Source organism: Shinella sp. 1A1, assembly GCF_055379515.1.
In genome coordinates, this window is sequence record NZ_AP039671.1 from 1,942,550 (window position 1) to 1,968,248 (window position 25,699).

Annotated in this window: 23 protein-coding genes and 1 other RNA gene; 4 read left to right on the forward strand and 20 right to left on the reverse strand. The window is 65.6% G+C overall.

The window, feature by feature from the left end; genetic code table 11:
- The first annotated feature begins 297 nt into the window (after positions 1–297).
- Positions 298–1,602, forward strand: coding sequence for an MFS transporter (locus ACZ48C_RS09655; RefSeq protein WP_464780963.1), 1,305 nt, complete (start codon positions 298–300; stop codon positions 1,600–1,602).
- A 69-nt stretch (positions 1,603–1,671) separates the two neighbouring features.
- Here ACZ48C_RS09655 and aqpZ (ACZ48C_RS09660) read toward each other — a convergent pair whose 3' ends face one another.
- The 19 genes from aqpZ (ACZ48C_RS09660) to ACZ48C_RS09750 form a co-directional block, all read right to left on the reverse strand.
- On the reverse strand, positions 1,672–2,358 hold the full coding sequence (aqpZ, locus tag ACZ48C_RS09660) for an aquaporin Z (RefSeq protein WP_119255992.1): 687 nt from the start codon (positions 2,356–2,358) through the stop codon (positions 1,672–1,674).
- A gap of 139 nt (positions 2,359–2,497) precedes the next feature.
- The gene (aqpZ, locus tag ACZ48C_RS09665; RefSeq protein WP_464780964.1) at positions 2,498–3,184 is read right to left on the reverse strand and encodes an aquaporin Z; all 687 of its coding nucleotides are present in this window, start codon (positions 3,182–3,184) and stop codon (positions 2,498–2,500) included.
- 150 nt (positions 3,185–3,334) lie between these two features.
- Positions 3,335–4,309, reverse strand: coding sequence for a UDP-N-acetylmuramate dehydrogenase (murB, locus tag ACZ48C_RS09670; protein ID WP_464780965.1), 975 nt, complete (start codon positions 4,307–4,309; stop codon positions 3,335–3,337).
- Entirely contained in the window at positions 4,306–5,721 is a 1,416-nt protein-coding gene (gene murC, locus ACZ48C_RS09675) for a UDP-N-acetylmuramate--L-alanine ligase (protein WP_464780966.1), read from the reverse strand. Before murC ends, murB begins: the two co-directional genes overlap by 4 nt.
- A complete protein-coding gene (murG, locus tag ACZ48C_RS09680; protein ID WP_464780967.1) occupies positions 5,718–6,839 on the reverse strand; it encodes an undecaprenyldiphospho-muramoylpentapeptide beta-N-acetylglucosaminyltransferase in 1,122 nt (373 codons plus the stop codon). Before murG ends, murC begins: the two co-directional genes overlap by 4 nt.
- A gap of 9 nt (positions 6,840–6,848) precedes the next feature.
- Positions 6,849–8,003 (reverse strand): putative lipid II flippase FtsW, encoded by a 1,155-nt coding sequence (ftsW, locus tag ACZ48C_RS09685; protein ID WP_119255987.1) that lies wholly within the window; start codon positions 8,001–8,003, stop codon positions 6,849–6,851.
- Positions 8,004–8,017: 14 nt separating this feature from the next.
- The gene (gene murD / locus ACZ48C_RS09690) at positions 8,018–9,415 is read right to left on the reverse strand and encodes a UDP-N-acetylmuramoyl-L-alanine--D-glutamate ligase (protein WP_464780968.1); all 1,398 of its coding nucleotides are present in this window, start codon (positions 9,413–9,415) and stop codon (positions 8,018–8,020) included.
- Positions 9,416–9,421: 6 nt separating this feature from the next.
- Positions 9,422–10,522 (reverse strand): phospho-N-acetylmuramoyl-pentapeptide-transferase, encoded by a 1,101-nt coding sequence (mraY, locus tag ACZ48C_RS09695; protein ID WP_119255985.1) that lies wholly within the window; start codon positions 10,520–10,522, stop codon positions 9,422–9,424.
- A gap of 119 nt (positions 10,523–10,641) precedes the next feature.
- Positions 10,642–12,069 (reverse strand): UDP-N-acetylmuramoylalanyl-D-glutamyl-2,6-diaminopimelate--D-alanyl-D-alanine ligase, encoded by a 1,428-nt coding sequence (locus ACZ48C_RS09700; RefSeq protein WP_464780969.1) that lies wholly within the window; start codon positions 12,067–12,069, stop codon positions 10,642–10,644.
- Positions 12,066–13,517 carry a UDP-N-acetylmuramoyl-L-alanyl-D-glutamate--2,6-diaminopimelate ligase gene (locus tag ACZ48C_RS09705; protein ID WP_464780970.1) on the reverse strand — a complete coding sequence of 484 codons (1,452 nt, stop codon included), beginning with the start codon at positions 13,515–13,517 and terminating at the stop codon, positions 12,066–12,068. The genes ACZ48C_RS09700 and ACZ48C_RS09705 overlap by 4 nt, the downstream gene beginning before the upstream one ends.
- Positions 13,518–13,582: 65 nt before the next feature.
- Positions 13,583–15,325: a peptidoglycan D,D-transpeptidase FtsI family protein gene (locus ACZ48C_RS09710; protein WP_119255982.1), complete on the reverse strand. Its 1,743-nt coding sequence runs from the start codon at positions 15,323–15,325 to the stop codon at positions 13,583–13,585.
- The gene (ftsL, locus tag ACZ48C_RS09715) at positions 15,325–15,705 is read right to left on the reverse strand and encodes a cell division protein FtsL (RefSeq protein ID WP_119255981.1); all 381 of its coding nucleotides are present in this window, start codon (positions 15,703–15,705) and stop codon (positions 15,325–15,327) included. Before ftsL ends, ACZ48C_RS09710 begins: the two co-directional genes overlap by 1 nt.
- A 3-nt stretch (positions 15,706–15,708) precedes the next feature.
- Positions 15,709–16,734, reverse strand: a complete 1,026-nt coding sequence (gene rsmH / locus ACZ48C_RS09720) for a 16S rRNA (cytosine(1402)-N(4))-methyltransferase RsmH (RefSeq protein WP_464780971.1) — start codon at positions 16,732–16,734, stop codon at positions 15,709–15,711.
- Positions 16,735–16,748: 14 nt separating this feature from the next.
- A complete protein-coding gene (mraZ, locus tag ACZ48C_RS09725; RefSeq protein WP_119255979.1) occupies positions 16,749–17,189 on the reverse strand; it encodes a division/cell wall cluster transcriptional repressor MraZ in 441 nt (146 codons plus the stop codon).
- A gap of 419 nt (positions 17,190–17,608) precedes the next feature.
- Positions 17,609–18,004: RNase P RNA component class A (gene rnpB, locus ACZ48C_RS09730), an RNA gene on the reverse strand.
- Positions 18,005–18,045: 41 nt separating this feature from the next.
- Positions 18,046–19,227 carry an NAD(P)/FAD-dependent oxidoreductase gene (locus ACZ48C_RS09735; RefSeq protein ID WP_464780972.1) on the reverse strand — a complete coding sequence of 394 codons (1,182 nt, stop codon included), beginning with the start codon at positions 19,225–19,227 and terminating at the stop codon, positions 18,046–18,048.
- Positions 19,228–19,295: 68 nt separating this feature from the next.
- A complete protein-coding gene (locus ACZ48C_RS09740; RefSeq protein ID WP_424549566.1) occupies positions 19,296–19,946 on the reverse strand; it encodes a lytic transglycosylase domain-containing protein in 651 nt (216 codons plus the stop codon).
- Positions 19,947–20,171: 225 nt separating this feature from the next.
- Positions 20,172–20,936, reverse strand: coding sequence for an N-acetylmuramoyl-L-alanine amidase (locus tag ACZ48C_RS09745; RefSeq protein WP_464780973.1), 765 nt, complete (start codon positions 20,934–20,936; stop codon positions 20,172–20,174).
- Entirely contained in the window at positions 20,933–21,673 is a 741-nt protein-coding gene (locus tag ACZ48C_RS09750) for a TerB family tellurite resistance protein (RefSeq protein ID WP_119255976.1), read from the reverse strand. The genes ACZ48C_RS09745 and ACZ48C_RS09750 overlap by 4 nt, the downstream gene beginning before the upstream one ends.
- A 239-nt stretch (positions 21,674–21,912) precedes the next feature.
- Here ACZ48C_RS09750 and ACZ48C_RS09755 point away from each other — a divergent pair, with 239 nt between their 5' ends.
- The 3 genes from ACZ48C_RS09755 (at position 21,913) to ACZ48C_RS09765 (ending at position 24,912) form a co-directional block, all read left to right on the forward strand.
- Complete coding sequence (locus tag ACZ48C_RS09755; RefSeq protein ID WP_464780974.1) at positions 21,913–23,127, forward strand: pyrophosphate--fructose-6-phosphate 1-phosphotransferase; 1,215 nt, start codon at positions 21,913–21,915, stop codon at positions 23,125–23,127.
- A gap of 72 nt (positions 23,128–23,199) precedes the next feature.
- Positions 23,200–23,829 (forward strand): LysE family translocator, encoded by a 630-nt coding sequence (locus ACZ48C_RS09760; protein ID WP_464780975.1) that lies wholly within the window; start codon positions 23,200–23,202, stop codon positions 23,827–23,829.
- A 132-nt stretch (positions 23,830–23,961) separates the two neighbouring features.
- Complete coding sequence (locus ACZ48C_RS09765) at positions 23,962–24,912, forward strand: transglycosylase SLT domain-containing protein (protein ID WP_464780976.1); 951 nt, start codon at positions 23,962–23,964, stop codon at positions 24,910–24,912.
- Positions 24,913–25,093: 181 nt separating this feature from the next.
- Here the strand turns inward: ACZ48C_RS09765 and ACZ48C_RS09770 are convergent, their stop codons facing one another.
- On the reverse strand, positions 25,094–25,681 hold the full coding sequence (locus ACZ48C_RS09770; RefSeq protein ID WP_464780977.1) for a GNAT family N-acetyltransferase: 588 nt from the start codon (positions 25,679–25,681) through the stop codon (positions 25,094–25,096).
- Between the last annotated feature and the right edge of the window lie 18 nt (positions 25,682–25,699).

Sequence of the window (25,699 nt, forward strand, 5' to 3'; positions counted from 1 at the left end):
AACCTGACGCATCGCGGGACAAATTTTCCTCGCGCCGAATCAGGCAACGCTTCGATTCTCTCTCTGGAATCAGAGAGTTGCGCGCGGCGCAAGAAAAACCGGCAAATCGGGCATCATCACGTCCATGCGCGCACCGGCAATGCGCTTCGTAAATGCTCGGGTCTCAGGGAAGAACGAAAAGTACGATTTTTCGCCCATTCGGGTAGTTTTATTGTTTCGTCGACCGGATGGTTGGCGTAAAAGCCCGCTGCTGCCTCCCAAGACGGCAAACAAGAAACATCAAAAAAGGCACCCCCGATGAGTAAGACACTCTCTTCCGGGTCGCCGACCGCAGCGCATTCCAACCGCGCCGGGCTCAATTCCCCGGCGCGCGTTCTTTTTGCAAGCCTGGTCGGAACGACCATCGAATTCTTCGATTTCTACGTTTACGCCACCGCCGCCGTGCTGGTCTTCCCGACGCTGTTCTTCCCGAACAGCGATCCGACGACGGCGCTGCTCGCCTCCTTCGCGACCTTCTCCATCGCGTTCTTCGCCCGCCCGCTCGGCGCCATCGTCTTCGGGCATTACGGCGACCGCATCGGCCGCAAGACGACGCTCGTCGCCGCGCTCCTGACCATGGGCGTCTCGACCGTGATCATCGGCCTCCTGCCGTCTTACGATTCGATCGGCGTGCTCGCACCCCTGCTGCTGGCGCTGTGCCGATTCGGCCAGGGCTTCGGCCTCGGCGGAGAATGGGGCGGCGCGGTGCTGCTCGCGACGGAAAACGCCCCTCCGGGCAAGCGCAGCTGGTACGGCATGTTCCCGCAGCTCGGCGCGCCCGTCGGCCTCTTCCTCTCCTCGGGCATCTTCTGGCTGCTGCTGCACGTCATGTCGCAGGATGCGCTGCTCGCCTGGGGCTGGCGCATTCCCTTCGTGGCGTCCATCGTGCTCATCGCCGTCGGCCTCTGGGTGCGCCTGTCGATCACCGAGACGCCCGCCTTCCAGAAGGCCATCGAGAAGCAGGAGCGTGTGGAAGTCCCGGTCGTCGAGCTCTTCCGCAACCACAAGCGCAGCCTCGTGCTCGGCACCTTCGTGGCGCTCGCCACCTTCGTGCTGTTCTATATCGGCTCGGCCTATCTGCTGTCCTATAACGTCAAGGTGCTGAACCTGCCCTTCGTCGAGGCGCTCGAGATCCAGCTCGTCGGCTCAGTGCTGTTCGGCCTGTTCATTCCGTTCGCCGGCAAGCTCGCCGAAAGGTTCGGCCGCCGCGAGGTGCTGATCGCCACGACCGTGCTGATCGGCGTCTTCTCGTTCTTCCTGCCGGGCCTGATGACCGGCGGCGAAACCGGCATCTTCATCTTCGTGATCTTCGCGATGGCGCTGATGGGCATGACCTACGGCCTGATCGGCACGGCGCTCGCCGCCCCCTTCCCCACGAAGGTGCGCTATACGGGCTCGTCGATCACCTTCAACTTCGCCGGCATCTTCGGCGCCTCGCTCGCGCCCTATATCGCGACCTGGCTGCAGGCGAATTACGGCATGGCCTATGTCGGCTACTATCTCGGCCTTTCGGCCGTCATCACGCTGGCCTGCATCCTGCTTTCGGGCGAGGAAGAGGTCTGAGCCTTTACGGAAAAGGCCCCGAATCGAAAAACCCGCCGCGTCGCCGCGGCGGGTTTTCTTTGCCGGCGATCAGTCGTCCTCGCCGACGATCTTCCAGACGATGCCGCCGATGACGGCCCCGAGGATCGGCGCCACCCAGAACAGCCAGAGCTGCGAGAGCGCCGCCGTATCGGCGAAGAGCGCCACGCCCGTCGAGCGCGCCGGGTTCACCGACGTATTGGTGATCGGGATCGACACAAGGTGGATGAGCGTCAGGCCGAGGCCGATGGCGATCGGCGCGAAGCCCGCCGGCGCGCGGCCGTGGGTCGAGCCGAGGATGATGATGACGAAGAACGCCGTCAGCACCGCCTCGGCAACCAGCGCCGCCGTCAGCGAATAGCCGCCCGGCGAAAGCTCGCCATAGCCGTTCGAGGCAAAGCCCCCCGCCTGGAAGCCGTCCTTGCCGGAGGCGATGAGATAGAGCACGGCCGCCGCGACGACGGCGCCCACGACCTGCGCCACGATATAGGGAACGAGGCGGGAAGCCGGGAACTTGCCCGCGACCGTCAGGCCGACGGAGACCGCCGGATTGAAGTGGCCGCCGGAAATGCCGCCGACCGCATAGGCCATGGTCAGCACCGTGAGGCCGAACGCCAGCGCGACCCCGAGGAAGCCGATGCCGAGCGCCGGAAAGGCGGCGGCGAAGATGGCGCTGCCGCAGCCGCCGAAGACGAGCCAGAACGTGCCGAGGAACTCGGCGGAAAGTTTCTTGAACATGAATGCCCCCTGGTCCGGGCCCCGCTGGAGCGGAGCCGCGCCGCGCAACCGTCGCGCGACCGAGCATAGCATTCACTAAACCTTGCTGAACAGGGGATGAATGAAACCTGTTCGCCGCACGGTGAACCGCGCCCGGCGATCAGGCATCTTCGCAAACGACCTTCCAGAGCACCGCACCGATGACCGCGCCCAGCATGGGCGCCAGCCAGAACAGCCAGAGCTGCGGGAGCGCGGCCGTCTCGGCAAACAATGCCAGACCTGTGGAACGGGCCGGGTTCAGCGACGTATTGGTGATCGGGATCGATACGAGGTTGATCGCGGTCAGGCTCAGACCGATGGAAATCGGTGCAAAGCCTGCGGGCGCGCGCTCGTGGATCGAGCCGAGGATGACGAAAAGGAAAAGCGCCATCAGCACCGTTTCGGTGACGAAACCCGCCGTCAGCGAATAGCCGCCCGGGGAAAGCTCGCCATAGCCGTTCGCACCGAAGCCGCCCGCCACGAAACCGGCCTTGCCGGAGGCGACAAGATAGATCACCGCTGCCGCCGCGATCCCGCCGGCAACCTGCGCGATGGCATAAGGCAGCACATGGGCGGCCGGGAACTTGCCGGCAACGGCCAGACCCAGCGAAACGCCGGGATTCATATGCCCGCCGGAAACATGGCCGATCGCATAGATCATGCTCATCACGGCGATGCCGGCGGAAAAGGCGATGCCGACGATCCCGATGCCGATCTGCGGAAAATGCGCGGCCAGAATGCCGCTGCCGCTGCCGACGAAAACGAGCCAGAACGTGCCGATGAACTCGGCCGTGAGCTTCCTCAACATGAATATTCCCCCTTCGAAGCCCATGCAGCAGGGCTCCGGCGCACTCTCGGTGCGCACGATCTCAGACAGTTTTGGATGAGCTTGCCGAAGGGGGAGAGGGAGTAGCGTGGCGTCGATGCCGCACGCGAACTCCCCAGCAAGCTTGACGTATCAGGCCGTTGCGCGGCCCAGGAATTCCTTCACCTCGTAGCCCGGGATGAAATTGCCGAGGCGCTTGATCTCCCAGTGCAGCATGATGCCGGAATGCTCCAGCACGCGGCTGCGCACGGTCTCGCCGAGATATTCCAGCTCGTAGCCGGTCGCCTGCCCCGTATTGATCATGAAATTGCAATGCATCGGCGACATCTGCGCGCCGCCGATCATCATGCCACGGCAACCCGCCTCGTCGACCAGCTTCCAGGCGGAATGGCCTTCCGGATTCTTGAAGGTCGAGCCGCCGGTCTTCTCGCGGATCGGCTGCACGGTCTCGCGATGCTGGCGCACGGCGTCCATCTTCGCGCGAATCTCGTCCTTGTCACCCGCCTGCCCCTCGAAGACGGCATGGGTGAAGATGAGGCCGGCGGGCGCGGCGGAATGGCGATAGGTATAGCCCATGTCCGCATTGGAGAGCACATGCGTGTTGCCCTTGCGGTCCACGGCATGAACCTCGGCGACGAGGTCCTTCGTCTCCCCGCCATTGGCGCCGGCATTCATGCGCAGCGCGCCGCCGATGGAGCCGGGAATGCCGTAGTAGAACTCGAAGCCGGCAATGCCGTGATCAAGCGCCATGGCGGCGATGTTCTTGTCCGGGCAGATGCCGCCCGCCTTGATGCGGTTCTCGCCGACGAGCTCGACATCGCCGAAGCCCTTGGCCGAAAGACGGATCACGACGCCCGGAATGCCGCCGTCGCGCACCAGCAGGTTCGAGCCGACGCCCGTCACCGTCAGCGGCACCTCTTCCGGCAGCAGCTTGAGGAAGGTCGTAAGGTCCTCGACGTCATGCGGGTGGAACATCAGCTCGGCAAAGCCGCCGGCGCGGAACCACGTCACGCGATCCATCGGCGCATCCGGCGTCAGGCGGCCGCGAACGTCCTTGATACCCTCGCCCAGCGACGCCAGAAGTTTTGCCCCGTCAACCGTCTTCATGCCACCTCACCCGAAATGCCTGCCAGTTCCTTCGGCAGCGCCTGCGCCCAATACGTGATGCTGCCAGCTCCCAAGAGAACCACAAAGTCGCCGGGCTTTGCAATGCCGGCCACGAGAGGCGCCAGCGCCTCCGGCGCGGTCAGGAACCGCGCGTCGCGATGGCCGGCTGACTTGATGCGCGAAACCAGCTCCTCCGCGCTCACGCCGTCGATAGGGTCCTCGCCCGCCGCGTAGATCGGCGCGATCATGATCGTGTCGGCATCGTTGAAGCAGCCGGCGAACTCTTCGAAGAGGCTCGCCACGCGGCTGTAGCGATGCGGCTGATGCACGGCGATGATGCGGCCCGAGCAGGCTTCGCGCGCGGCGCGCAGCACGGCCTTGATCTCGACCGGATGGTGGCCGTAGTCGTCATAGACGTTCACGCCATTCCAGCTTCCGGTGAAGGTGAAGCGGCGCTTGACGCCGCCGAAGCTCGCCAGCCCCTTGGCGATCGCCTCCGGCGAAATGCCGAGGCGCTGGGCGACGGCGATGGCGGCGGTCGCGTTGGAAACGTTGTGGCGGCCGGGCATCGGCAGGCGCAGATCCTTCATGGAAATCACCTGGCCGGTGCGGCGGCGGCGGATCTCCACATCGAAGATGGAGGTCGCGCCGTCCATGCGGATATTGGAAAAGCGCACGTCCGCCTGCGGGTTCTCGCCATAGGTGATGACCTTGCGGTCCTCGATACGGCTGACCATCGACTGCACTTCGGGATGATCGAGGCACATGACGCCGAAGCCGTAGAACGGCACGTTCTCGACGAACTGGCGGAAGGCCGCGCGCACGGCGTCGAAATTGCCGTAATGGTCGAGATGCTCGGGGTCGATATTGGTGACGACGGCGACGTCCGCGGGCAGCTTGAGGAAGGTGCCGTCCGATTCGTCGGCCTCCACCACCATCCACTCGCCCTCGCCCATGCGGGCATTGGTGCCGTAGGCGTTGATGATGCCGCCATTGATGACGGTCGGGTCGAGCCCGCCTGCTTCGAGAAGCGTCGCGACCATCGAGGTCGTCGTCGTCTTGCCATGCGTGCCGCCGATGGCGATGGCGTTGCGGAAGCGCATCAGCTCGGCGAGCATTTCCGCACGGCGCACGACCGGCAGCAGCTTTTCGCGCGCCGCGACGAGTTCCGGATTGCTCTTCCTGATGGCGGTCGACACGACGACGACTTCCGCGTCGCCGAGATTTTCCGCCCTGTGGCCGACGAAGACCTCGATGCCCTTGTCGCGCAGGCGCTGCACATTGGCGCTATCCGACTGGTCGGAGCCCTGAACGCGATGGCCGAGATTGTGCAGCACCTCGGCGATGCCGCTCATGCCGATGCCACCAATGCCGATGAAATGAACGAGCCCTATGCTCTGCGGCATCTTCATGGCCGTTCTCCCTTGAATTGTGCGATCGTCTTGCCGCCCGCAATAGCCTCAACCATCAGGGCGAGCAAGCGCGCGGCGCCCGGTTTGCCCGCCTTTCTGGCATTCGCGGCCATGGCGGCCATGCGCGCGGGGTCGTGCATCGCCTTGGAGACGATGCCGGCAAGGCGCTCCGTCGAAAGCTGGGACTGGGCGATCACCTTCGCCCCGCCGCCGGCGGCAAGCGCCGCGGCATTGGCCGCCTGGTCGTGGTCGAGCGCGTAAGGGTAAGGCACGAGGATGGAGGGCCGGCCGATGACCGAGACTTCCGAGACCGTCGAGGCGCCCGAGCGGCTGATGACGAGATGGGCATGGCCGATGCGCGCGGCCATGTCGGTGAAGAAAGGCGAGACGTCGGCGGGAATGCCGAGGTCGGCATAGGAGCGCACCACCTCGTCGCGGTCTTCCGGTCGCGCCTGCTGGGTGATCTTCAGCCGCGCCCGGTCCTGCGGCTCCAGCGCGGCGATCGCCGAGGGGATGGCCTTGGAGAAGAACTGCGCGCCCTGGCTGCCGCCGAAGACGACGAGGCGGAATTCACCTTCCGCCGAGGCCTCATAGGGAATGGCCGATGCGTCCAGCACGGCCGGGCGCACGGGATTGCCCGTCGTCACCGTCCTTTCCGAATATTGGCCGCCCGTCTCGGGCAGGAAGCCGCCGGCGATAGCCTTCACGCGAGCGGCAAGCGCCTTGTTGGCACGGCCCATCACGGCGTTCTGCTCGTGGATCATCGAGGGGATGCCCATGCCCGTCGCGGCAAGCAGCGGCGGCAGGGTCGGATAGCCGCCGAAGCCGACGACGACCTTCGGCCGCAGCCGCGCCATCAGCCTGCGCGCGGCGCGAATGCCTTTCCAGAGGGTCAGAAGCGAGCGGATGACGCTGACCGGGTTCTTCGAGCCGATGGTGGCGGAGGGAACGACATGGATCTCGTCCGCCGGGAACTTGCCGGCGAAGCGCTCGGCCCTGCTGTCGGTGACGAGATGGACCGACCAGCCGCCGGCCTTCAGCTCATGCGCCAGCGCCTCTGCCGGAAAGAGATGGCCGCCGGTGCCGCCGGCGGCGAGAAGAACGATGCCCTTGTCCATTCAAAACCCTTATTCAGCGGGCGCCACGATGCCGCCGCGGAAGAGGCTGCGCTCGGAGGCGCGCTTTTCCGGCCGGTGACGGGTCAGCGCCAGGATGAAGCCGGCCGTCACGCAGATCGCGATCATCGACGAGCCGCCATAGGAGATCAGCGGCAGCGTCATGCCCTTGGCCGGCAGCAGCTCCAGATTCACGCCGATATTGATCATCGACTGGATGCCGATCTGCAGCACGAGGCCGGCAACGGCAAAGCGCGTGAAATCGTTACGCTCCTTGAAGGCATGATTGAGGCCGCGCATCACTACGAAGGCGAAGACCAGCACGATGGCCATGCAGAAGACGATGCCGAACTCCTCGGCCGCGACCGAGAAGATGAAGTCGGTGTGGCTGTCCGGGATGATGCGCTTGACGATACCCTCGCCCGGCCCCTGGCCGAACCAGTCGCCGCGGATGATGGCTTCGCGCGCCGTGTCCATCTGGAACGTGTCGCCCTCGCCGGTCATGAACTTGTCGATACGCGCCGCCACGTGCGGCAGCAGCGTATAGGCCGTCAGGAGGCCGCCGACGCCCGCCCCGCCGAGGATGATGATCCACAGCCAAGGCATGCCCGCCATGAAGAACATGCCGCCCCAGACGGAGGCGGTGAGAATCGTCTGGCCGAGGTCGGGCTGGGCGACGAGCAGCGCCGCGACGATGCCGAAGAGGATGATGGCGAAGAGGTTGCCGGGGATTTCCGGCTGGCGCGCATGCTCGGCAAAGAGCCAGGCGCAGATCACCACGAAGGCCGGCTTCATGAATTCCGAAGGCTGGATGGAAAGGCTGCCGATGGAGATCCAGCGCCGCGAGCCCTTGACCTCGACGCCGAAGAACAGCGCCAGCACCATGGCCGCAAGCGAGACGATGAGAAGGATCATCGCCGCCCGCCGCACCTGCCGGGGCGACATGAACGAAATGCCGAGCATGATGCCGATGGCCGGGATGAGGAAGAAGGCGTGGCGCCGGACGAAGTGGAAGCTGTCGAGGCCGATTCGCTCGGCGACGGCGGGGCTCGCCGCGAAGGACAACATGAAGCCGAGGCCCATCAGGAGGATGAAGGCCGCGAGGAAGAACCGGTCTATCGTCCAGAACCAGTCCGCCAATGCACCACGTTCGGCACGACTAACCATGTCTCTTTCCTCGTTTAAATTTCCACCAGCATGGACACGCCCGGCAGCGCCGCCACGTGTTTCACGAAGGCGTCGCCCCTGACTTCAAAATTCTTGTACTGGTCGAAGCTTGCGCAAGCCGGGGATAGAAGAACGGCGACCGGGCCGCCGCCGTCCCTTTCGGCATCCGCCGCCGCATCGGCCACCGCCCGCTCCAGCGTGCCGGCGATCTCGAAGGGCACCGCCTCGCCGAGCGTCGCGGCGAAAGCCGGCGCCGCCTCGCCGATGAGATAGGCCTTGGCGATCCTCGGGAAGAAGCCGCCGAGGGTGGAAATGCCCCCCTCCTTCGGCACGCCGCCGGCGATCCAGTATATGCGCTCGAAGCTCGACAGCGCGGGCGCCGCCGCATCCGCATTCGTCGCCTTGGAATCGTTGACGAAGAGCGCGTCGCCCTTGCGGCCGACCGGCTGCATGCGATGCTTGAGGCCGGGGAACGAGGCAAGGCCCGCGCGGATTTCCGTTTCGCCGAGCCCGACGGCAAGGCAGGCCGCGACGGCGGCCGCCGCGTTCTGCGCATTGTGGCTGCCGCGCAGCGTCTGGATGGCGGAGAGATCGGCGATCTCGCGGGAGGTTCCGCCCTGCGCCAGGAGGAGCCGCGAACCGTCGGCATGGATGCCGTCGGCGACGACATTGCGCCGGGAGATCCGCACGACCTTCGTGCCGGCCCGCTCGATGCGGTCGGCGATCATCGTGCAGAAACTGTCGTCGACGCCGACGATTGCCGTACTGCTGCCGGCGACAAGCCGTTCCTTGACATCGGCATAGTGCTGCATCGTGCCGTGACGGTCGAGATGGTCGGGCGTAAGATTCAGCAGGATGCCGGCGGAGGGGTTGAGCGTCGGCGCGAGGTCGATCTGGTAGGACGAGCACTCGACCACGTAGAAGCGGCCCGCCTTCGGCGGATCGAGCGTCAAAACGGCCGTGCCGATATTGCCGCCGAGCTGTGTGTCGCGGCCGCTCGCCCGAAGGATATGGGCGATCAGCGCCGTGGTGGTCGACTTGCCGTTGGTGCCGGTGATGGCGATGAAGGGGCAATCGGGCGCCTGCGCCCGGCGCTCGCGCACGAAGAGCTCGACGTCACCGATAATCTCGACGCCCGCGGCGCGCGCAAGGTCCGCGCTCCAGTGGGGCTTGGGATGGGTCAGCGGCACGCCGGGCGACAGCACCAGTGCATCGACACCCTTCCAGTCGAGCGCGCGCAGGTCCGCGGTCCGGATGCCGGCGGTGGACGCGTTCTCGACGCTCGCCGGATTGTCGTCCCAAGCGGTCACGTTCGCGCCGCCCGAGGCCAGCGCCATTGCCGTCGCAAGGCCCGAGCCGCCGAGCCCGAAGAGCGCGACCGACTTTCCCTTGAAGGTGGTGACGGGGATCATGGTGCCTTACCGCAGCTTCAGCGTCGAAAGGCCGACCAGCGCCAGCACGACGGAGATGATCCAGAAGCGGATCACCACCTGGCTTTCCGTCCAGCCCTTCTTCTCGAAATGGTGATGGATCGGCGCCATGAGGAAAACGCGCTTGCCCGTGAGCTTGAACGAGGCGACCTGGATGATGACCGACAGCGTCTCCATGACGAAGAGGCCGCCGATGATGGCCATGACGATCTCGTGCTTGGTAGCGACGGCGACGGTGCCGATGAGACCCCCGAGTGCCAGGGAGCCGGTATCGCCCATGAAGATGGCGGCCGGCGGCGCGTTGAACCACAGGAAGCCGAGGCCGGCGCCGATGACCGCGCCGAGCACCACGGCAAGCTCGCCGGTGCCGGGCACGAAATGGATCTGCAGATAGTTCGCGAAGACCGCGTTACCGGCGAGATAGGCGATGAGGCCGAAGGCCGCCGCCGAGATCATCACCGGCACGGTGGCAAGGCCGTCGAGGCCGTCCGTCAGGTTCACCGCATTGCCGGCCGCCACGATGACGAAGCCGCCGAACAGCACGAAGAAGATGCCGAGATTGACCAGCATGTCCTTGAAGAACGGGAAGGTGATCGAGGAGCCGAAGGTCGAGCCCGCCGCGCCCGCCGATAGCGTGGCATGCATCATGAAATAGGTGGCGATGCCGGCGATGACGAATTCGAGGCCGAGGCGCGCCTTGCCGGAAAAGCCCTTTTCCGTCTGCTTGGTGACCTTGAGGTAGTCGTCATAGAAGCCGATGGCGCCGAAGCCGAGCGTGACGAGCAGCGTCGCCACCACATAGACGTTGGAAAGGTCGGCCCAGAGCAGCGCGCTGCCGACGATGCCGGCAAGGATCATCAGGCCGCCCATGGTGGGCGTTCCGGCCTTCTTGAAATGCGTCTGCGGCCCGTCGGCGCGGATCGGCTGGCCCTTGCCCTGGCGGATGCGCAGCGACGAGATGATCATCGGGCCGAACAGGAAGACGATGGTGGCCGAGGTGAACAGCGCAGCGCCGGTCCGGAAGGTAATGTAGCGGAACAGGTTGAACACCTGGATGGTGTTCGCCAGCTCGACGAGCCAAAGCAGCATTGTCACCCTTTCCCCAAAAGGTTCTGTGAAGCATCCCGGCGTGACCGGCCGGCGATGAAAGCAGATCGCATAAAAGACGAGGTCCGGCGGGCGTCTGCCCGGCCGAACCTCCCACAATTCTAACGTTCCCTCTCCGGGAACGCCTCGTATTTGTCAAGCAGGGCCGCCACGATGCGGCTGAAGCCCGTGCCCTTCGATGATTTGACGACCAGCACGTCGCCCGGCTGCACGCCTTGCAGCGCATGGGCGGCCAGCTCGTCGGCGGTTTCGCGGTAGTCGATCTCGATGCCCTCGGGCAGCGCGTCGCGCAGCGCCGCCATGTCCGGGCCGGCGAGCCAGACGGTGCCGATGGCGGCCTCGAGCAGGGGTTCGGCAAGGCCGGCATGCACGGCGGGCGAATGCTCGCCCATCTCCAGCATGTCGCCAAGCACGGCGATGCGCCGGCCCCGGCCATGCGGCTCCGCATCGCGCAGCAGCGCGATCGCCGAGCGCATCGAGGCGGGATTGGCATTGTAGCTATCGTCGATCAACGTGAACCAGCCGCCGTCTTTCGCCAGCCTGTAGCGCCGGCCCCGGCCCTTTTCCGCCTGCATGGCGGCAAGCCCGGCCATCGCCTTCTCGATATCCGCGCCGGCAAGATGCACCGCGCCGAGCACGGCGACGGCGTTCTCGGCGATGTGGCGGCCAGGCGCACCCATCGGCACTTCAAGCGTCTGCCGGCCGACCGCCGCGCGCAGCAGGCTGCCGTCCGGCCCGCTCGTGAAATCGAGCAGGCGGAACTCCGCCTGCGGATCGGCACCGAAGCTGTGAATGTGCGAGACGCCGGCCTTGCGCGCCGCCGCTTCGAGGAAGGCATATTGCGCATTGTCGCGGTTGAGGATGGCGTGGCCGCCCGGCACGACGCCGTCGAAAATCTCCGACTTGGCGGCGGCGATCTCTTCGAGGTCCCGGAAATTGCCGAGATGGGCCGGCGCGATGGTCGTGATCATCGCGATATGCGGGCGCACCATGGAGACCAGCGGACGGATCTCGCCCGCATGGTTCATGCCGATCTCGAAGATGCCGTAGTCGGTGGTCTCGGGCATGCGCGCCAGCGTCAGCGGCACGCCCCAATGGTTGTTGAACGAGGCGACGGAGGCATGCACGTTGCCCGAGGGCGAAAGCGCCTGGCGCAGCATCTCCTTGCTCGTCGTCTTGCCGACGGAGCCGGTGACGGCGATGATCCGCGCCGCCGTGCGGTCGCGCGCCGCGCAGCCGAGGTCGACGAGCGCCTGCAACACATCCGGCACCACGATCATCGGCGTGACGAGACGCCCGAGCGCCGGCAGCTTGCCCTCGCTGACGACGAGCAGCGCCGCGCCGTTGGCAACGGCGAAGCTTGCGAAGTCGTGGCCGTCGACGCGGTCGCCCTTGATGGCGAAGAAGGCTTCGCCCGGCGCGATGGCCCGGCTGTCGATGGAAATGCCGGTCACGCCCTGCGGCATGTTGCCGATGGGACGGCCATGCACGGCTGCGAGCAGGTCAGCGGTGGTCCAGAGCCATGTCACCTGTCGAGTTCCTCCAGTGCCTTGCCGAGCTCGGCATGGTCGGAGAAGGGCAGCGTCACGGAGCCGACGGTCTGCCCCTCCTCATGCCCCTTGCCGGCGACGATCAGCGTATCGCCCGATTGCAGCATGCCGACGGCGCTACGGATCGCCTTGGCGCGGTCGCCGATCTCGGTCGCGCCCTTGGCGGCGGCCATGATCTCGGAGCGGATGACCTCGGGCACTTCCGAGCGCGGATTGTCGTCGGTGACGATGACCACGTCGGCAAGGCGCGTCGCGATCTCGCCCATGATCGGCCGCTTGCCCTTGTCGCGGTCGCCGCCGCAGCCGAAGACCACGATGACGCGGCCGGTCGTGAAGGGACGCACGGAGGTCAGCACGTTCTCCAGCGCATCCGGCTTGTGCGCATAGTCGACATAGGCGAGCGCGCCGTTCCTGGCATGGCCGACAAGTTCGAGACGGCCGGACGCGCCGATCAGCTTTTCGAGCGCCGCCATGGCGAGGGAAGCGGAAACGCCGGTCGACATGGCAAGGCCCGCCGCGACCAGCGCATTGGCCACCTGGAAATCGCCCGCCAGCGGAATGTGCACTTCATGGATGTCGCCGCCAGCATGGATCTCGGCGGTCTGCTTGTGGCGGAAATGCTCGACGCGCTTCAAGGTGAGGTAATCGCCCTTGCGGCCGACCGTGCGCACATCGAGGCCGGCCTTGCGCGCGGCCTCGATCGCCGCGCCCGACCATTCGTCGTCGGCATAGATGACGGCGGGCGCGCCCTTCGGCAGCAGAGTATCGAAAAGCCGCATCTTGGAGGCCATGTAGTGCTCGACCGTCGGATGGTAATCCATGTGGTCGCGGCCGAGATTGGTGAAGGCGGCGGCGGAAAGCCGCACGCCGTCGAGGCGCGACTGGTCGAGGCCGTGGCTGGAGGCTTCCATGGCGGCATGGGTGACGCCGGCATCGGCAAGCTCGGCGAGCAACGCATGCAGCGAGACAGGATCGGGCGTCGTCAGCGAACCGTAGTCGTTGCGGCCGGGCGCGATGACGCCGGTCGTGCCGATCATCGCGGCCGGATGGCCGGCCTGCTCCCAGATCTGCCGCGTGAAGGAGGCGACGGAGGTCTTGCCGGCGGTGCCGGTGACGGCGACCATGGTCTCCGGCTGGCGGCCGTAGAAACGGGCGGCGGCCAGCGCCAGGAAGCGGCGCGGCTCGGCAACGGCGATGACCGGTACGGACGTCTCGACCTTCACGCCCTCGGCGACGACGACGGCGGCTGCGCCCCTGGCCACGGCATCGGCGATGAAGGCGCTGCCGTCAGCCTTGGTGCCGGACAGGGCAACGAAGAGATCGCCGGGCTTGACCTTGCGGCTGTCGCTGGCGATGCCGGTCGCGTCTATCGCGGCTGCGGCGCCCAGGTCGTTGGTTTCGGGTCCGGCAAGGTCACTGATCTTCATTGTCCGCTCTGCTGCTTTCCGTTGGTAGCCGCTCCGCTCACGAATCGGCGTCCCGTCTTCTCCATTCAATAAGACACAAGCAAGGCAGACCCGTCCTCACCAAATTTCGGCTTTACACCGAGAAGCGCGGCGGACCGGCGGATGATCTCGCCCACCATCGGCGCAGCGTTGAGGCCGGCGGTGCGCCCGCCGCCTTCGCCCGTCTGCGGCGCATCGATGAAGGTGAGGACCACGTATTGCGGATCGTCGATCGGGAAGCCCGAAAGGAAGGCGTTGAAGTTCTGCGTGTTGGAATAGCGCCCGCCGACGACCTTGTTGGCCGTGCCCGTCTTGCCGCCGACATTGAAGCCGGGAACGAGCGAGCGGCGGCCGGAACCGTCATTCGCGTTGAGCTTGAAGAGGTAGCGCATGCTCTCGACCGTCGAGGGCTTGATGACCACCTTGGCGATCTCGTCGGCCTCCTCCCGCGTGCGCGGCAGGAAGGTGGGGTTGAGGAGCTTGCCGCCGTTGATGAGCGCGGCGCCGGCGACCGCCGTCTGCAGCGGCGTCGTGGAAACGCCGTGGCCGAAGGAAATGGTGATCGAGTTGATCTTCTTCCACACATGCGGCTGGCTCGGGGTCTTCACCTCCGGCAGCTCGGTATCCATGCGGGTCAGCAGCCCCATGCGGGTGAGGAATTCCTTGTGCCCCTCGATGCCGATGACGTCGGCCATCTTGGCCGTGCCGATATTGGAGGAATACTGGAAGATCTCCGGAACGGAGAGCACGCGATGCTTGCCGTGGAAGTCCTTGATGGTGAAGCCGCCGATACGGATCGGCGCGCGGGCGTCGAAGCTGTCGGTGATCTTCACCTTGCCGGAATCGAGCGCCATGGCGGTGGTGAAGCTCTTGAAGGTCGAGCCCATCTCGAACGTGCCGTTCGACATGCGGTTCATCCAGCCTTCCTTCGCGCCCTCCGCCGGATTGTTCGGGTCGTAGTCCGGATAGGAGGCCATGGCGAGCACTTCGCCGGTATGCACGTCGAGCACGACGGCGCCGGCGGCCAGCGCCTTGTAGCGCTCCATGCCGTCCTTGACGACTTCGCGCACGATCGCCTGCACGCGCAGGTCGATGGAAAGCCGCACGGGCTCCAGCTTGGCGTCGCTCGTCATGCCGATGGCGGCAAGGTCGGCAAGGCCCTGATTGTCGATATAGCGCTCCATGCCGGCAATGCCGCGGTTGTCGATATTGACGTGGCCGACGATGTGCGAGGCGGTGGCGCCGCCCGGATAGAAGCGGCGCTTTTCCGGCCGGAAGCCGATGCCGGGAATGCCGAGCGCGAGGATGCGGCTCTGCTGCTTGGGCGTGAGCTGGCGCTTCAGCCACTGGAAGCGGGACTTGGAGGTGAGCTTGCGGTAGATGCCGCGGCGGTCGAGGTCCGGCAGCACGGTGGCGAGCATCTCGACCGCCTCGTCCGCGTCGACGATCTTGTGCGGCTCGGCATAGAGCGAGACGGTGCGGATGTCAGTGGCGAGAATCTCGCCGTTGCGGTCGACGATGTCGGGGCGCGAGGCCATCAGGTGGTCGGCCGGGCCGATGCTGGAGACGGTCTCGGTGGAGGCCATGCCGTACTGGACGAGACGGCCGCCGATCACGGCATAGGCCATGCCGAAGCAGCAGATCATCACCGCGACGCGGCTGCGGGCCTGCGAGCCCGAGCGCTTGCGCGTGCCCTCGAAGGCCTGGCCGCCGGTCCTGGCGTTGTTGTTGCCGCCGGCGTTGAAATGCGCCTTGCTCTTGACGTCCATGATGCGGGAGAGAAACGACATCAGCGTGCCACCGATCCGGTTTGGATTGCGTCCGTGCCCGAGGCAGGTTTCTTGGCCTTGGCGACCTTGTCTTCCGGCAGCGCCGGCAGTTCGGCGGTCGGCATCGGCAGCTCGCTCGGCCGGGCGAGCTGGGTCGATTCCGTCGGCACGAGCTTCAGGTCGCTTTCGAAGATCTTCACGAGGCGGTTGAGACGGTTGGGCTGCGTCAGCAGCGCCCAGTCGGCCTTGAGGAGGTCGATCGTGTCCTCCTCCAGCTTGATCTCGGCATCGAGCTTGCGCACCTCCTCGAGCTTGTTCTCGGCCTGGTGCTTGATCGAGTAGGTGACGGTGGCTGCAGCGGTCATGACGGCGATCATCACGACATCAAGGGTACGGAACATCACTCAGCTTCCCATCTTCTCGAGGCCGGCAAGGTTGGGCAGGTTGAAAATGGACAGGTCATCCGTCCCGGCGGGGGCGCTGGTGCGCTCGCCCGCTCTCAGCTTCGCGGACCGGGCGCGCGGGTTGACCGCACTCTCCTCGTCGCTGGCCGCCACCATAGGGCGCCCGACTGGTGCGAAGGTTGCCGCCCTGTCGTGAACCTCCGGCAGATGGCGCGAGCCCGCAGCCTTGCCGGAGCGATCCTGGAAGAATTTCTTGACGATACGGTCTTCCAGCGAATGGAAGCTGACGACCACCAAGCGGCCGCCCGGCTTGAGGGCGCGCTCGGCGGCGATCAGCGCGCGGGCAAGCTCGCCGAGCTCGTCGTTGACGAAGACGCGCAGCGCCTGGAAGACACGCGTCGCCGGATGGATCTTGTCCTTGGCCTTGCGAGGCGTCGTCAGCTCGATGAGGTTGGCGAGCTGGCGCGTCGTGGTGAAGGGCTCCTTCTCGCGCGCCTTCTCGATGGCGCGGGCGATGCGGCCGGCCTGCTTCTCCTCGCCGAGGAAGCCGAAGATGCGGATGAGGTCGGAGACCTTGGCGCGGTTCACCACGTCGGCCGCCGAAACGCCGGAGGCGGACATGCGCATGTCGAGCGGCCCGTTCTTCTGGAAGGAGAAGCCGCGCTCGGCCTCGTCGATCTGCATGGAGGAAACGCCGATATCGAGCACGACGCCGTCGAGCCCGCCCGCGGGCGCGTGACGCGCGAGATCGGAAAAGCGCGAATGGACGAGCGTGAGCCGGCCGCCGGAGGCCTCTACGAGCCCCTGCCCGCCGGCAATGGCCGTCGGGTCGCGGTCGAGGCCGATGACACTCGCGCCCTCGGCAAGGATCGCGGACGTATAGCCGCCTGCGCCGAAGGTGCCGTCGAGGATGACTTGACCGGGCTTGGGCTGGAGCGCCTCGATGACCTCGGAGAGAAGAACCGGAATGTGACGGACCGATCCGCCATCGGCATCAGAAGAACCTCCGCCAAGATCCGCCGCCATTCCGATTCTCCGTCTTACCCCGAGCCCGGACCTCGCGTCCTGAACTCTTCCCGGGCGGCCGCCTGCGTGGCTTGAAATGTCTGCGGCGCCCAAAGCTGAAAATGATCCGCCCGACCGACAAAGGTCACCTCCGCGGTGATGCCCGTATAGTCCCGGATGAAATCCGTGACCGGCAGGCGCCCCTCCGAATCGAGCTTCATGAAGACGCCGCCCCCGTGAATGAGGAGCGACATCCGGTTGGCCCTCGGCGAAAAAGCATCCTCGCTGGCGATCTGGCGCTCGAAACGATCGAGCAGATCCAGCCCGCCGACGCTGATCGCCGGAAACATGAAATCCTGGAAGCAGTAAAGTTCCCGGATGTCGCGCTGCGACAGGACGGAACGGAATGCCGAAGGAACGGAAACCCTCCCCTTGGCATCGATCCTGTTTGTCGCATTCGACAGGAACCGGTTCATGACGCGATACAGCCGCTTCCAAAGCCGGAGCACTGTGCATCCACCCCGGCGTCACCAACACAACACAACGCGCACGAACCAGCCCTGATGCAACGCATGCGCGCCGCACCGTCCCCAGCCGGTTTGCCTCAAAGCTTTGCGATGATCGGACGCTCATGCGTCCTCGTGCAGTATGGTTCTGGGATAACATGGGACCACATGGGCGTCAATGGGAAGAGACCTCTTACCCGCTGTTCAGACCGTCAAATGTTTATAAGGCGTTAAGTTTAACAAAAGGTTAGGAACGACCCGCCAACGCCTTGAATCTGCACGCGCAAAAACGCCGCGGGCGCGCATTCCGGCACGCCGCACGCATGGCGCGAACGCCCGCGATTCCAGCGCGTTGGCGGCATCGAAAAATTCATGCCTGAAAGGGAGATTTTGCCAGTTGGCCTGTAAGCCGGGTTCTGTATGGCTCCGGCTTTCGCCGGAACGTGGCAGCCATTCATCTGGGACCGGACTTGCGCCCGGCCTCTTGCAACCCACCCGGATGACCGGCCCGGAAACAGGCTGAACCGCTTGCGCGGTTCGCGTCATCCCTATTCGGTTTTGCTCCCGGTGGGGTTTACCTTGCCGTCCATGTCGCCATGGCCGCGGTGGGCTCTTACCCCACCCTTTCACCCTTACCTTCCGAGGAAGGCGGTTTGCTTTCTGTGGCACTTTCCCTGGGGTCGCCCCCGCCGGACGTTATCCGGCACCGTGTTTCCGTGGAGCCCGGACTTTCCTCACCCTGCGGCCTTTCGACCCTTGCAAGGCGCGGCTGCCCGGCCAACTGGCAGGGGCTGACTAGCCCATGACGGGCGGAAACACCATAGGCTCAGCGAAAATGAACGGCGAAATCGGTGGCATAGTCCGGCTCGTCGAGCCGGCCGCGAATCAGAAGGTCCGCGCCGATGCGGCCGATCTCGTCCGAACTCTTGGCCGCCGCCCCGTTGCCGCCGGTCAGAAGCGCGATCCGCTCGCCGCCGGCAAAGCCGGCATAGGGATAGCCGTGCACGGTGAATGTCGTGACGCAGGGCGCGGAGACGAGGCGCACCGGATCGAGATCGGGAATGGAGCGGGCCAGCAGACGCTTGAGATGGGCGATGGCTGCCGGATTGCCCTCCCCGCGGAACCAGTCGGCGATCGCCGGCTCCTCGGCGATCTCGATATCCGTCGGGTCCCCGCCGATCTTGAGATAAGCGTGCCCGTCCGGATAGACGATGGGCGGCAGCAGGTAGAAATGCTCGGACGGATCGGCGCTTTCGTCGATCCATGACGGCATGGCCGCAAAGGCCTTCGCCTGCAGCAGTGAAAGCTGGGCCAGCACCACGGTCCGCGCCTTGACGGTAAGCTTCGGCACCCTGGGCAACAGCCCCGGCGCCCGCGAAAAGCCACCGGCCGCGACCAGAACGCGCCCGCCGGTGACGGCTTCACCCGACCTCAACGTCACCGATGCATGGCCGCCCGCGTCCGTCACCGAGACAGCGTCGTCGGAAATGGAAACGCCGCCCGCCTTTTCCATGCAGATGACCTGCGCGGCGACGAGCTTGCGCGGGTCGATATAGCCGGCGCCCTTCGCCTCGAAGACGCCCGCCGAACGTTCCGGCAGCGAGAACCATGGAAAATGCGCGCGCAGTCCCGCCCGATCCAAGAGGGGTGCATCGAGGCCGTAGCGCGCGGCGACCGCCGCGACGGACGAGACGAAGTCCCCATCCGCATGGCCGCTGATCAGGCAGCCCGTCTCGCCGTAGAAGGCGATGCCGCTCTCTTCCTCGATTTCGCGGTAGCGGGCGATGGAGCGGTTGGCGAACAGCGCCCAGTCGCGATCCTGGTCGATCGTGCGGGTGATGCGGCCGCTGTCGTAATGGCTGGCGAAGACCCCGTCATGCGCCTTCCAGTCCGCCGGTTCGCCCCGGCCGACGAGCGCCACCGAGGCGCCCGTTCGGGAAAGGTGTCGCGCAGCCGCCGCCCCCGTCATGCCCCTGCCCACGACGACGAAATCGAAATGCCGAACCATGCTCACCCTCGTTCTTCAGAGAAGGCATAGCATGGCGGCGAACCGAATCCAGCCCGGCGGGCCGGGCCTCAATCGATATAGCTCAGCACCTTGCCGCAATAGCGCTTGGAAACCGGGTTCATGCGCTTGGCACCATGGCCGGCATTGTATTTCAGGATGGTGCCGCAGGTCGTGCCGCCGCCGAGGTCATGCGCCATGGCGAGGTACTTCATGCCGAACTTGATGTTGGTCTCGGGATCGAAAAGGCCCTTGGCGCTGCCGCGATAGCCCATCATGCGCGCCGTCGCCGGCTTGATCTGCATCAGGCCGATTTCGCCGGCGCTGCCGCGGGCCCGCGGATTGAAATTGCTCTCGACACGGACGACGGCATGGGCGAGATCGACCGGCACGCCATAGGTCTTCGCATAGGTCTGGATGAGGCTGGAATAGCTGGCCGCCTGAACGCCGGTCTTCAGCGGGTTCTCCGCCTTCGGATAGCCGGTGGTGCTCTTGAAGGTCTTCAACTGGCCGACGACGACGCCGTTCCTGTCGGCCGCCGCCTTGCGCTTGCTACGCTTGGCCGACACCTTCCGGGTCTTCTGCTTGCTCCCGGCCTTTTCCGCCTTGGACGATTTCACCAGCGCTCCGCGATGGTCGCCGGAAGCGGCATGCGCCATGCCGGCGGAAAAAACGGACACGCAAAGGCAGGCCGCGCTGATGGCAGCAAGTAGTCTTCTCATCTAGTTTCAGTCTCCAAAAGGCGCAAAGGCAGAGCCCTGGCCCGCGGCAATCCAAGCCGCGCACCCTGCGCAAACGTCTCGATCCTCATTGATCGCGGTCAGGCCCTGACCGCATGCTGCGCTGCAATGAACGCAGCCGGAAAGAACATGCCCAATCGGGTCAGGATGTGGCGAAGCGGTAAACTTCTGTTACAGACCGTAATATTCGAATATAAGAATGGGCTGTCAGACGCCTAGCCGCGGCAGTGTTGAAAGCAGCCGATGCAGCGTATCGATGGTCGAGAAATCGGCGATGCCGTCGACCTGCGCGGGCCGGAAATGACGCTGGAAAGCGGCGACGGCGCCCTCCGTCTTTTCCGAATAAACCCCATCGATTTCAATGCCGTAGCCGTAGAGCGACAGCATGGTCTGCAGCGCCTCGACGGGCTGGCCCGCATCCCCGCGCTGGAAGAAGCGCCCGCCGGCGACCGGCGTGGGCTCGACCCAGTGCCCGACGCCTCCGGCATGAAGCCGCCCCCAGGGGAATTTTTCACCCGGATCGACCTTGCGGACGGGGGCCACATCGCTGTGCGCCAGCACCCGTTCGGGGGCGATACCCCACCTTTCGCCACAATCGAGACAAAGTTCGACGACCGCCCGGATCTGCGCGTCCGGGAAATCCGGCAGCCCGCCGGGGTGCCCGGCATTGACGATCTCGATGCCGATGGAGGCCGAGTTGATGTCGGTCTCGCCCTTCCAGAAGCTCTTGCCCGCATGCCAGGCGCGATCCGCCTCCCGCACGAGCTGCTCGACGCGGCCGTCCTCGTGAACGAGGTAATGACAGGAAACCTCGCTTTCCGGCGCGCGAAGCCATTTCAGCGCGCCTTCAGCCGTTTCCATGCCGGTATAATGCAGGAGGATGATGTCGGGGGAGCGCCCGCCCGCCCGTTCGCCGAAATTCGGCGACGGCGCGGCGGAGGCGCCGGAATAGTCACATGTGAATGCGCTCATGCAGCGCAGCGTTCCTTCTCGATCGCCTCATAGGCAGCGTTGAGCGCGGCCATGCGGTCGTTCGCGATCTGATGGAACTCGGCCGGCACGCCACGCGCCACCAGCCTATCAGGATGGTTCTCGGAGGCAAGTACGCGATAGCGCTTGCGGATCTCGGAAAAATCGTCGCTGGGCTTGACGCCGAGCACCTTGTAGGGATCGCGCCCGCTGATATGGACGTGGCGCGCCGTGATCTGCTCGAAGCGCTCCTCGGCCATGCCGAAGATCTCCGCCACGCGCGAGAGGAAGGCCATCTCGTTCTCGTGGATCAGCCCGTCCGCCTTGGCGATGTGGAACAGGCCGTCGACGATGTCCTCGAGGATCGGGCAGTTCTTCTCGCAGGAGACGCACAGCGCCTTCATCTTCTCCGCATAGGCCTCGTAGCCGGAAACGTCCTGCCGCGCGAGGTTGTAGAGCCGGGCGACATTGGCCGCCTGGTTGTCCGGATACTTGAAGATGTCCTTGAAGGCGTCCACCTCGGCGGTCGTGACGACGCCGTCAGCCTTCGCCATCTTGGCCGAAAGCGCGATCATCGCGACGGAAAAGGCGACCTGCCTGCGCGTCTCCGGATCGCCCTCGAAGAGCGTTCGCACGGCTTCCACCACGCCGGACAGAACATTGCTGGCGGCATCGGAGACGATGCCGACGAGACGGTCCCATACGGCACTGACGAAGCAACTGGGGGAGTTCTGGAACATAAGGTGATCTTGAGCAGACAATTGCAGGGAAAGCAAGGCAGGAAATACCCGGATGACAAAATTTTGATGCCCCTCAATAAGTGGATGCATCCGATTTTCCAGCACCGTGATTTTCGCCTGTGGAGCACAAAAGACAATCCGTCACAGAACGCGGATAAGTTCGCCGCGCCGTTTCCCTTCCGGGGATTCTGCGCTAGACAACCCGCACCATCGAGACGAGCTGAAGCCGAGGAGGAAACATGGCCAAGCAGAAAGTCGCAATGCTGACCGCAGGCGGACTGGCGCCCTGTCTGTCGTCCGCCGTCGGAGGCCTCATCGAGCGCTACAGCGACGTCGCACCGGAGATCGAGCTCGTCGCCTACCGCTCGGGCTACCAGGGCCTGCTGCTTGCCGACCGCATCGAGATCACCCGCGAGATGCGCGAGAAGGCGCCCCTCCTCCATCGCTACGGCGGCTCGCCCATCGGCAACAGCCGCGTGAAGCTGACGAATGCCGCCGACTGCGTGAAGCGCGGCCTCGTCAAGGAAGGCGAGAACCCGCTGCGCGTCGCCGCCGAGCGCCTCGCCAAGGACGGCATCACCATCCTCCACACCATCGGCGGCGACGACACCAACACGACGGCGGCCGACCTTGCCGCCTATCTCGGCGCCAACGGCTACAACCTCACCGTCGTCGGCCTGCCGAAGACGGTCGACAACGACGTCGTGCCGATCCGCCAGTCGCTCGGCGCCTGGACGGCGGCCGAAGTCGGCGCCGGCTTCTTCGACCATGTCAGCAACGAGCAGAGCGCCGCGCCCCGCACCCTCGTGGTGCACGAGGTGATGGGCCGCCATTGCGGCTGGCTCACCGCCGCGACCGCCCGCGCCTATATCCAGAAGACCAGCGGCAACGAATATGTCGAGGGCTTCATGATGAACACGCAGCTGAAGAACATCGACGGCCTCTACCTGCCGGAGATGGAGTTCAACCTCCAGGCCGAGGCCGAGCGCCTCAGGGCGGTCATGGACCGCACCGGCTTCGTCACGCTCTTCGTCTCGGAAGGCGCCTGCCTCGACGCCATCGTCGCCGAGCGGGAAGCGGCCGGCGAGACCGTCAAGCGCGACGCCTTCGGCCATGTGAAGATCGATACGATCAATGTCGGCAACTGGTTCTCCAAGCAGTTCGCCGCCCTGCTCGGCGCCGAGCGCTCCATGGTGCAGAAGTCGGGCTATTACGCCCGCTCCGCCCCCGCCAACCGCGACGACCTGCGCCTCATCCAGAGCATGACCGACCTTGCCGTCGAAAGCGCGCTCAACAAGGTCTCGGGCGTCACCGGCCACGACGAGGGCCAGGGCGGCAAGCTGCGCACCATCGAGTTCCCGCGCATCAAGGGCGGCAAGCACTTCGACACCTCGGCAAAATGGTTCGGCGAGGTAATGGACGTCATCGGCCAGAAGTGGAAGCCGGCGGCCTGAGCGCAGCGGGCTTGACGCCAGAAATTTGCAATGGCTTGCTCCCCGGATCGACCATCGATCCGGGGAGTTTTCATGTCCTTCGACCATTGGCTTGCCTTCGCCGCCGCCTCCGCCGTCATGCTCGCCATTCCCGGGCCGACGATCCTCCTCGTGATCTCCTACGCGCTCGGCCACGGAAGGCGGACCGCGGGCGCGACGGTCGCGGGCGTGGCGCTCGGCGATTTCACCGCCATGACCGCCTCCATGCTCGGCCTCGGCGCGCTGCTCGCCGCATCCGCGGCCATCTTCACCGTTCTCAAATGGGTGGGTGCGGCCTATCTCGTCTGGCTCGGCATCAAGCTCTGGCGCGCGCCCGTGACGATCGGCGCGGAGGGCGAAGCCCCGGCGGAGGAAAAACCCTTCCGCATCTTCGCCCACGCCTTTGTCGTCACGGCGCTGAACCCGAAGAGCATCGTCTTCTTCGTCGCCTTCCTGCCGCAGTTCCTCGACCTCTCGCGGCCCGTCCTGCCGCAGATGGCGATCTTCGAGGTAACCTTCCTGGTGCTCGCGACGCTGAACGCCTTTTCCTATGCGCTGCTCGCCTCCGCGGCCCGCAAGACGATCCGCAAACCCTCGGTCCAAAAGGTCGTCAACCGCACCGGCGGAACACTGCTGATAAGCGCCGGACTGCTGACGGCAAGCCTCAAGCGCGCCGTCGCCTGAGGCAAGGCGAGCGCTGCGGGTTGCCGCTTGGCGCCTGATCGGTTATGAGCGGGGCACGGCCACGGCCGGTTGATTTGCAAAAGCATGGGCGTCCCGACGCCCGCGCACCCCGGCAAACCGAGAGCGACGACCATGGCTGATACCCCCGTTTCCCGTCCGGCACGCATTGCCGCGCTTGCCTGCGCAGGCCTTCTTGCAACGCTTGCCGGCTGCGCCAGTGTGGCCGAGGACGCAACAAACGCCAGGACCGTGACGCCCGCTTCGGCAACGCCCGCCACCACGGATATCGCCGCCGCCGACGGCGCGACCACCGAAGTCGCCTATGCCGCCATGCCCGCGGCAAAGCCCGGCACCGAGAACACGCCGGAAGCCCTGCCGACCCCGGTCGCCGTCGCGGCCGTCGAGGATGCCAGCGGCGCGGCCATGCCCGTTTCCGCGCTCGCCGAGGCGAGGCCCGTGACGGGCGCTGCCGCGGCCACCGCTGCCCTTGCCGGCAACACCGCTGCTGCCGGCGTGGTCCCGGTCAGCGAAATGCCGCAGGCGACCGAAATGGCCATCGGCGTCTCCGTCATGGAACCGGGCTTCGACACGGGCGAGCCGGAAGGCCTCGAACAGCTCGTCGCCACCCACAAGATCGTGCCCGTCGCAAAGCCCGCCCTGCTCAGCAACGCCGTGCTGAACACCGAGACCCGTCTCGTCATGCCGCGCGCCGAGCAGCCGATACAGAAATCCGGCACGCCGATCGACGGACTGATCACCAAATATGCCAGCCTCTACGGCATCCCGGAATCGCTGCTCCACCGCGTCGTCAAGCGCGAGAGCCGCTATAATCCGAAGGCCTTCAACCGCGGCCATTACGGCCTGATGCAGATCAAGTACGCGACGGCCAAGAGCATGGGCTACGAAGGCCCGGCCGAGGGCCTGTTCGACGCCGAGACCAACATCAAATATGCCGGCAAGTACCTGCGCGGCGCCTGGCTCGTGGCCGACGACAAGAACGACGGCGCCGTGCGCCTCTATGCGGCCGGTTATTATTACCATGCCAAGCGCAAGGGCCTGCTCGACGAGACCGGGCTGAGATAACACGGCACGATAGCGGCAGCCCCTCATCCCGCTGCCGCGACCTTCTCCCCGCAAGCGGGGAGAAGGGACATGTGGCGATGCCTCGTATCACGCGAACGTTGATATTTTCGGGAAACCGGATCGGCATATTCCCTTCGCCCCGCTTGCGGAGAGAAAGTGCCGGCAGGCGGATGAGGTGCCCTTAACCCGCCGCCTTCAGCCAGAACGACATCGGCTTCCCGCTCTCCTCCGCCTCACCGATATCCTGCCACGCCAGCGTCGTCGCAAGATCGGCGCGGTGCACGTAACCCCGCCTGCCCCAGAACGCATCGAGCGGCACGTAATCGGCCGGACGCAGCGGATGGTCTTTCGGCCGCTCCACCGCGCAGAAGGCGCACCAGTCGAAACGGCCGAGGCGGCGCGCATAGGCTTCGCGCTCCTCGAAGAAACGAACGCCCAGCCCCCTGCCCCGATAGCCGGAGAGCAGGACGGATTCCCCGAAATAGAACACCTTCGCCGGATCGATCCCGGCCGCGACGAACGGCGCCCTGAATTCCTCCGCGGCATCCGTCATCGGAACGCCCGTCGAGGCGCCGACGATCCGCGCGCCGTCGAACGCCAGCACGAAGAGGCTTTCGGGCGAGCGCGCATAGGTCGCAAGATAGGAAGCCTCGTAATCCTCGCTCCCCTCGTAAAGATAGGGAAAGGCGCGGAAAACCTCGATGCGCAGGCGCGCGAGGTCTGCGATATGCGGCGTGACGGCCTCGCCGTGGACGATCTTGATCTGCATGATCCGTAAATGTTCCCA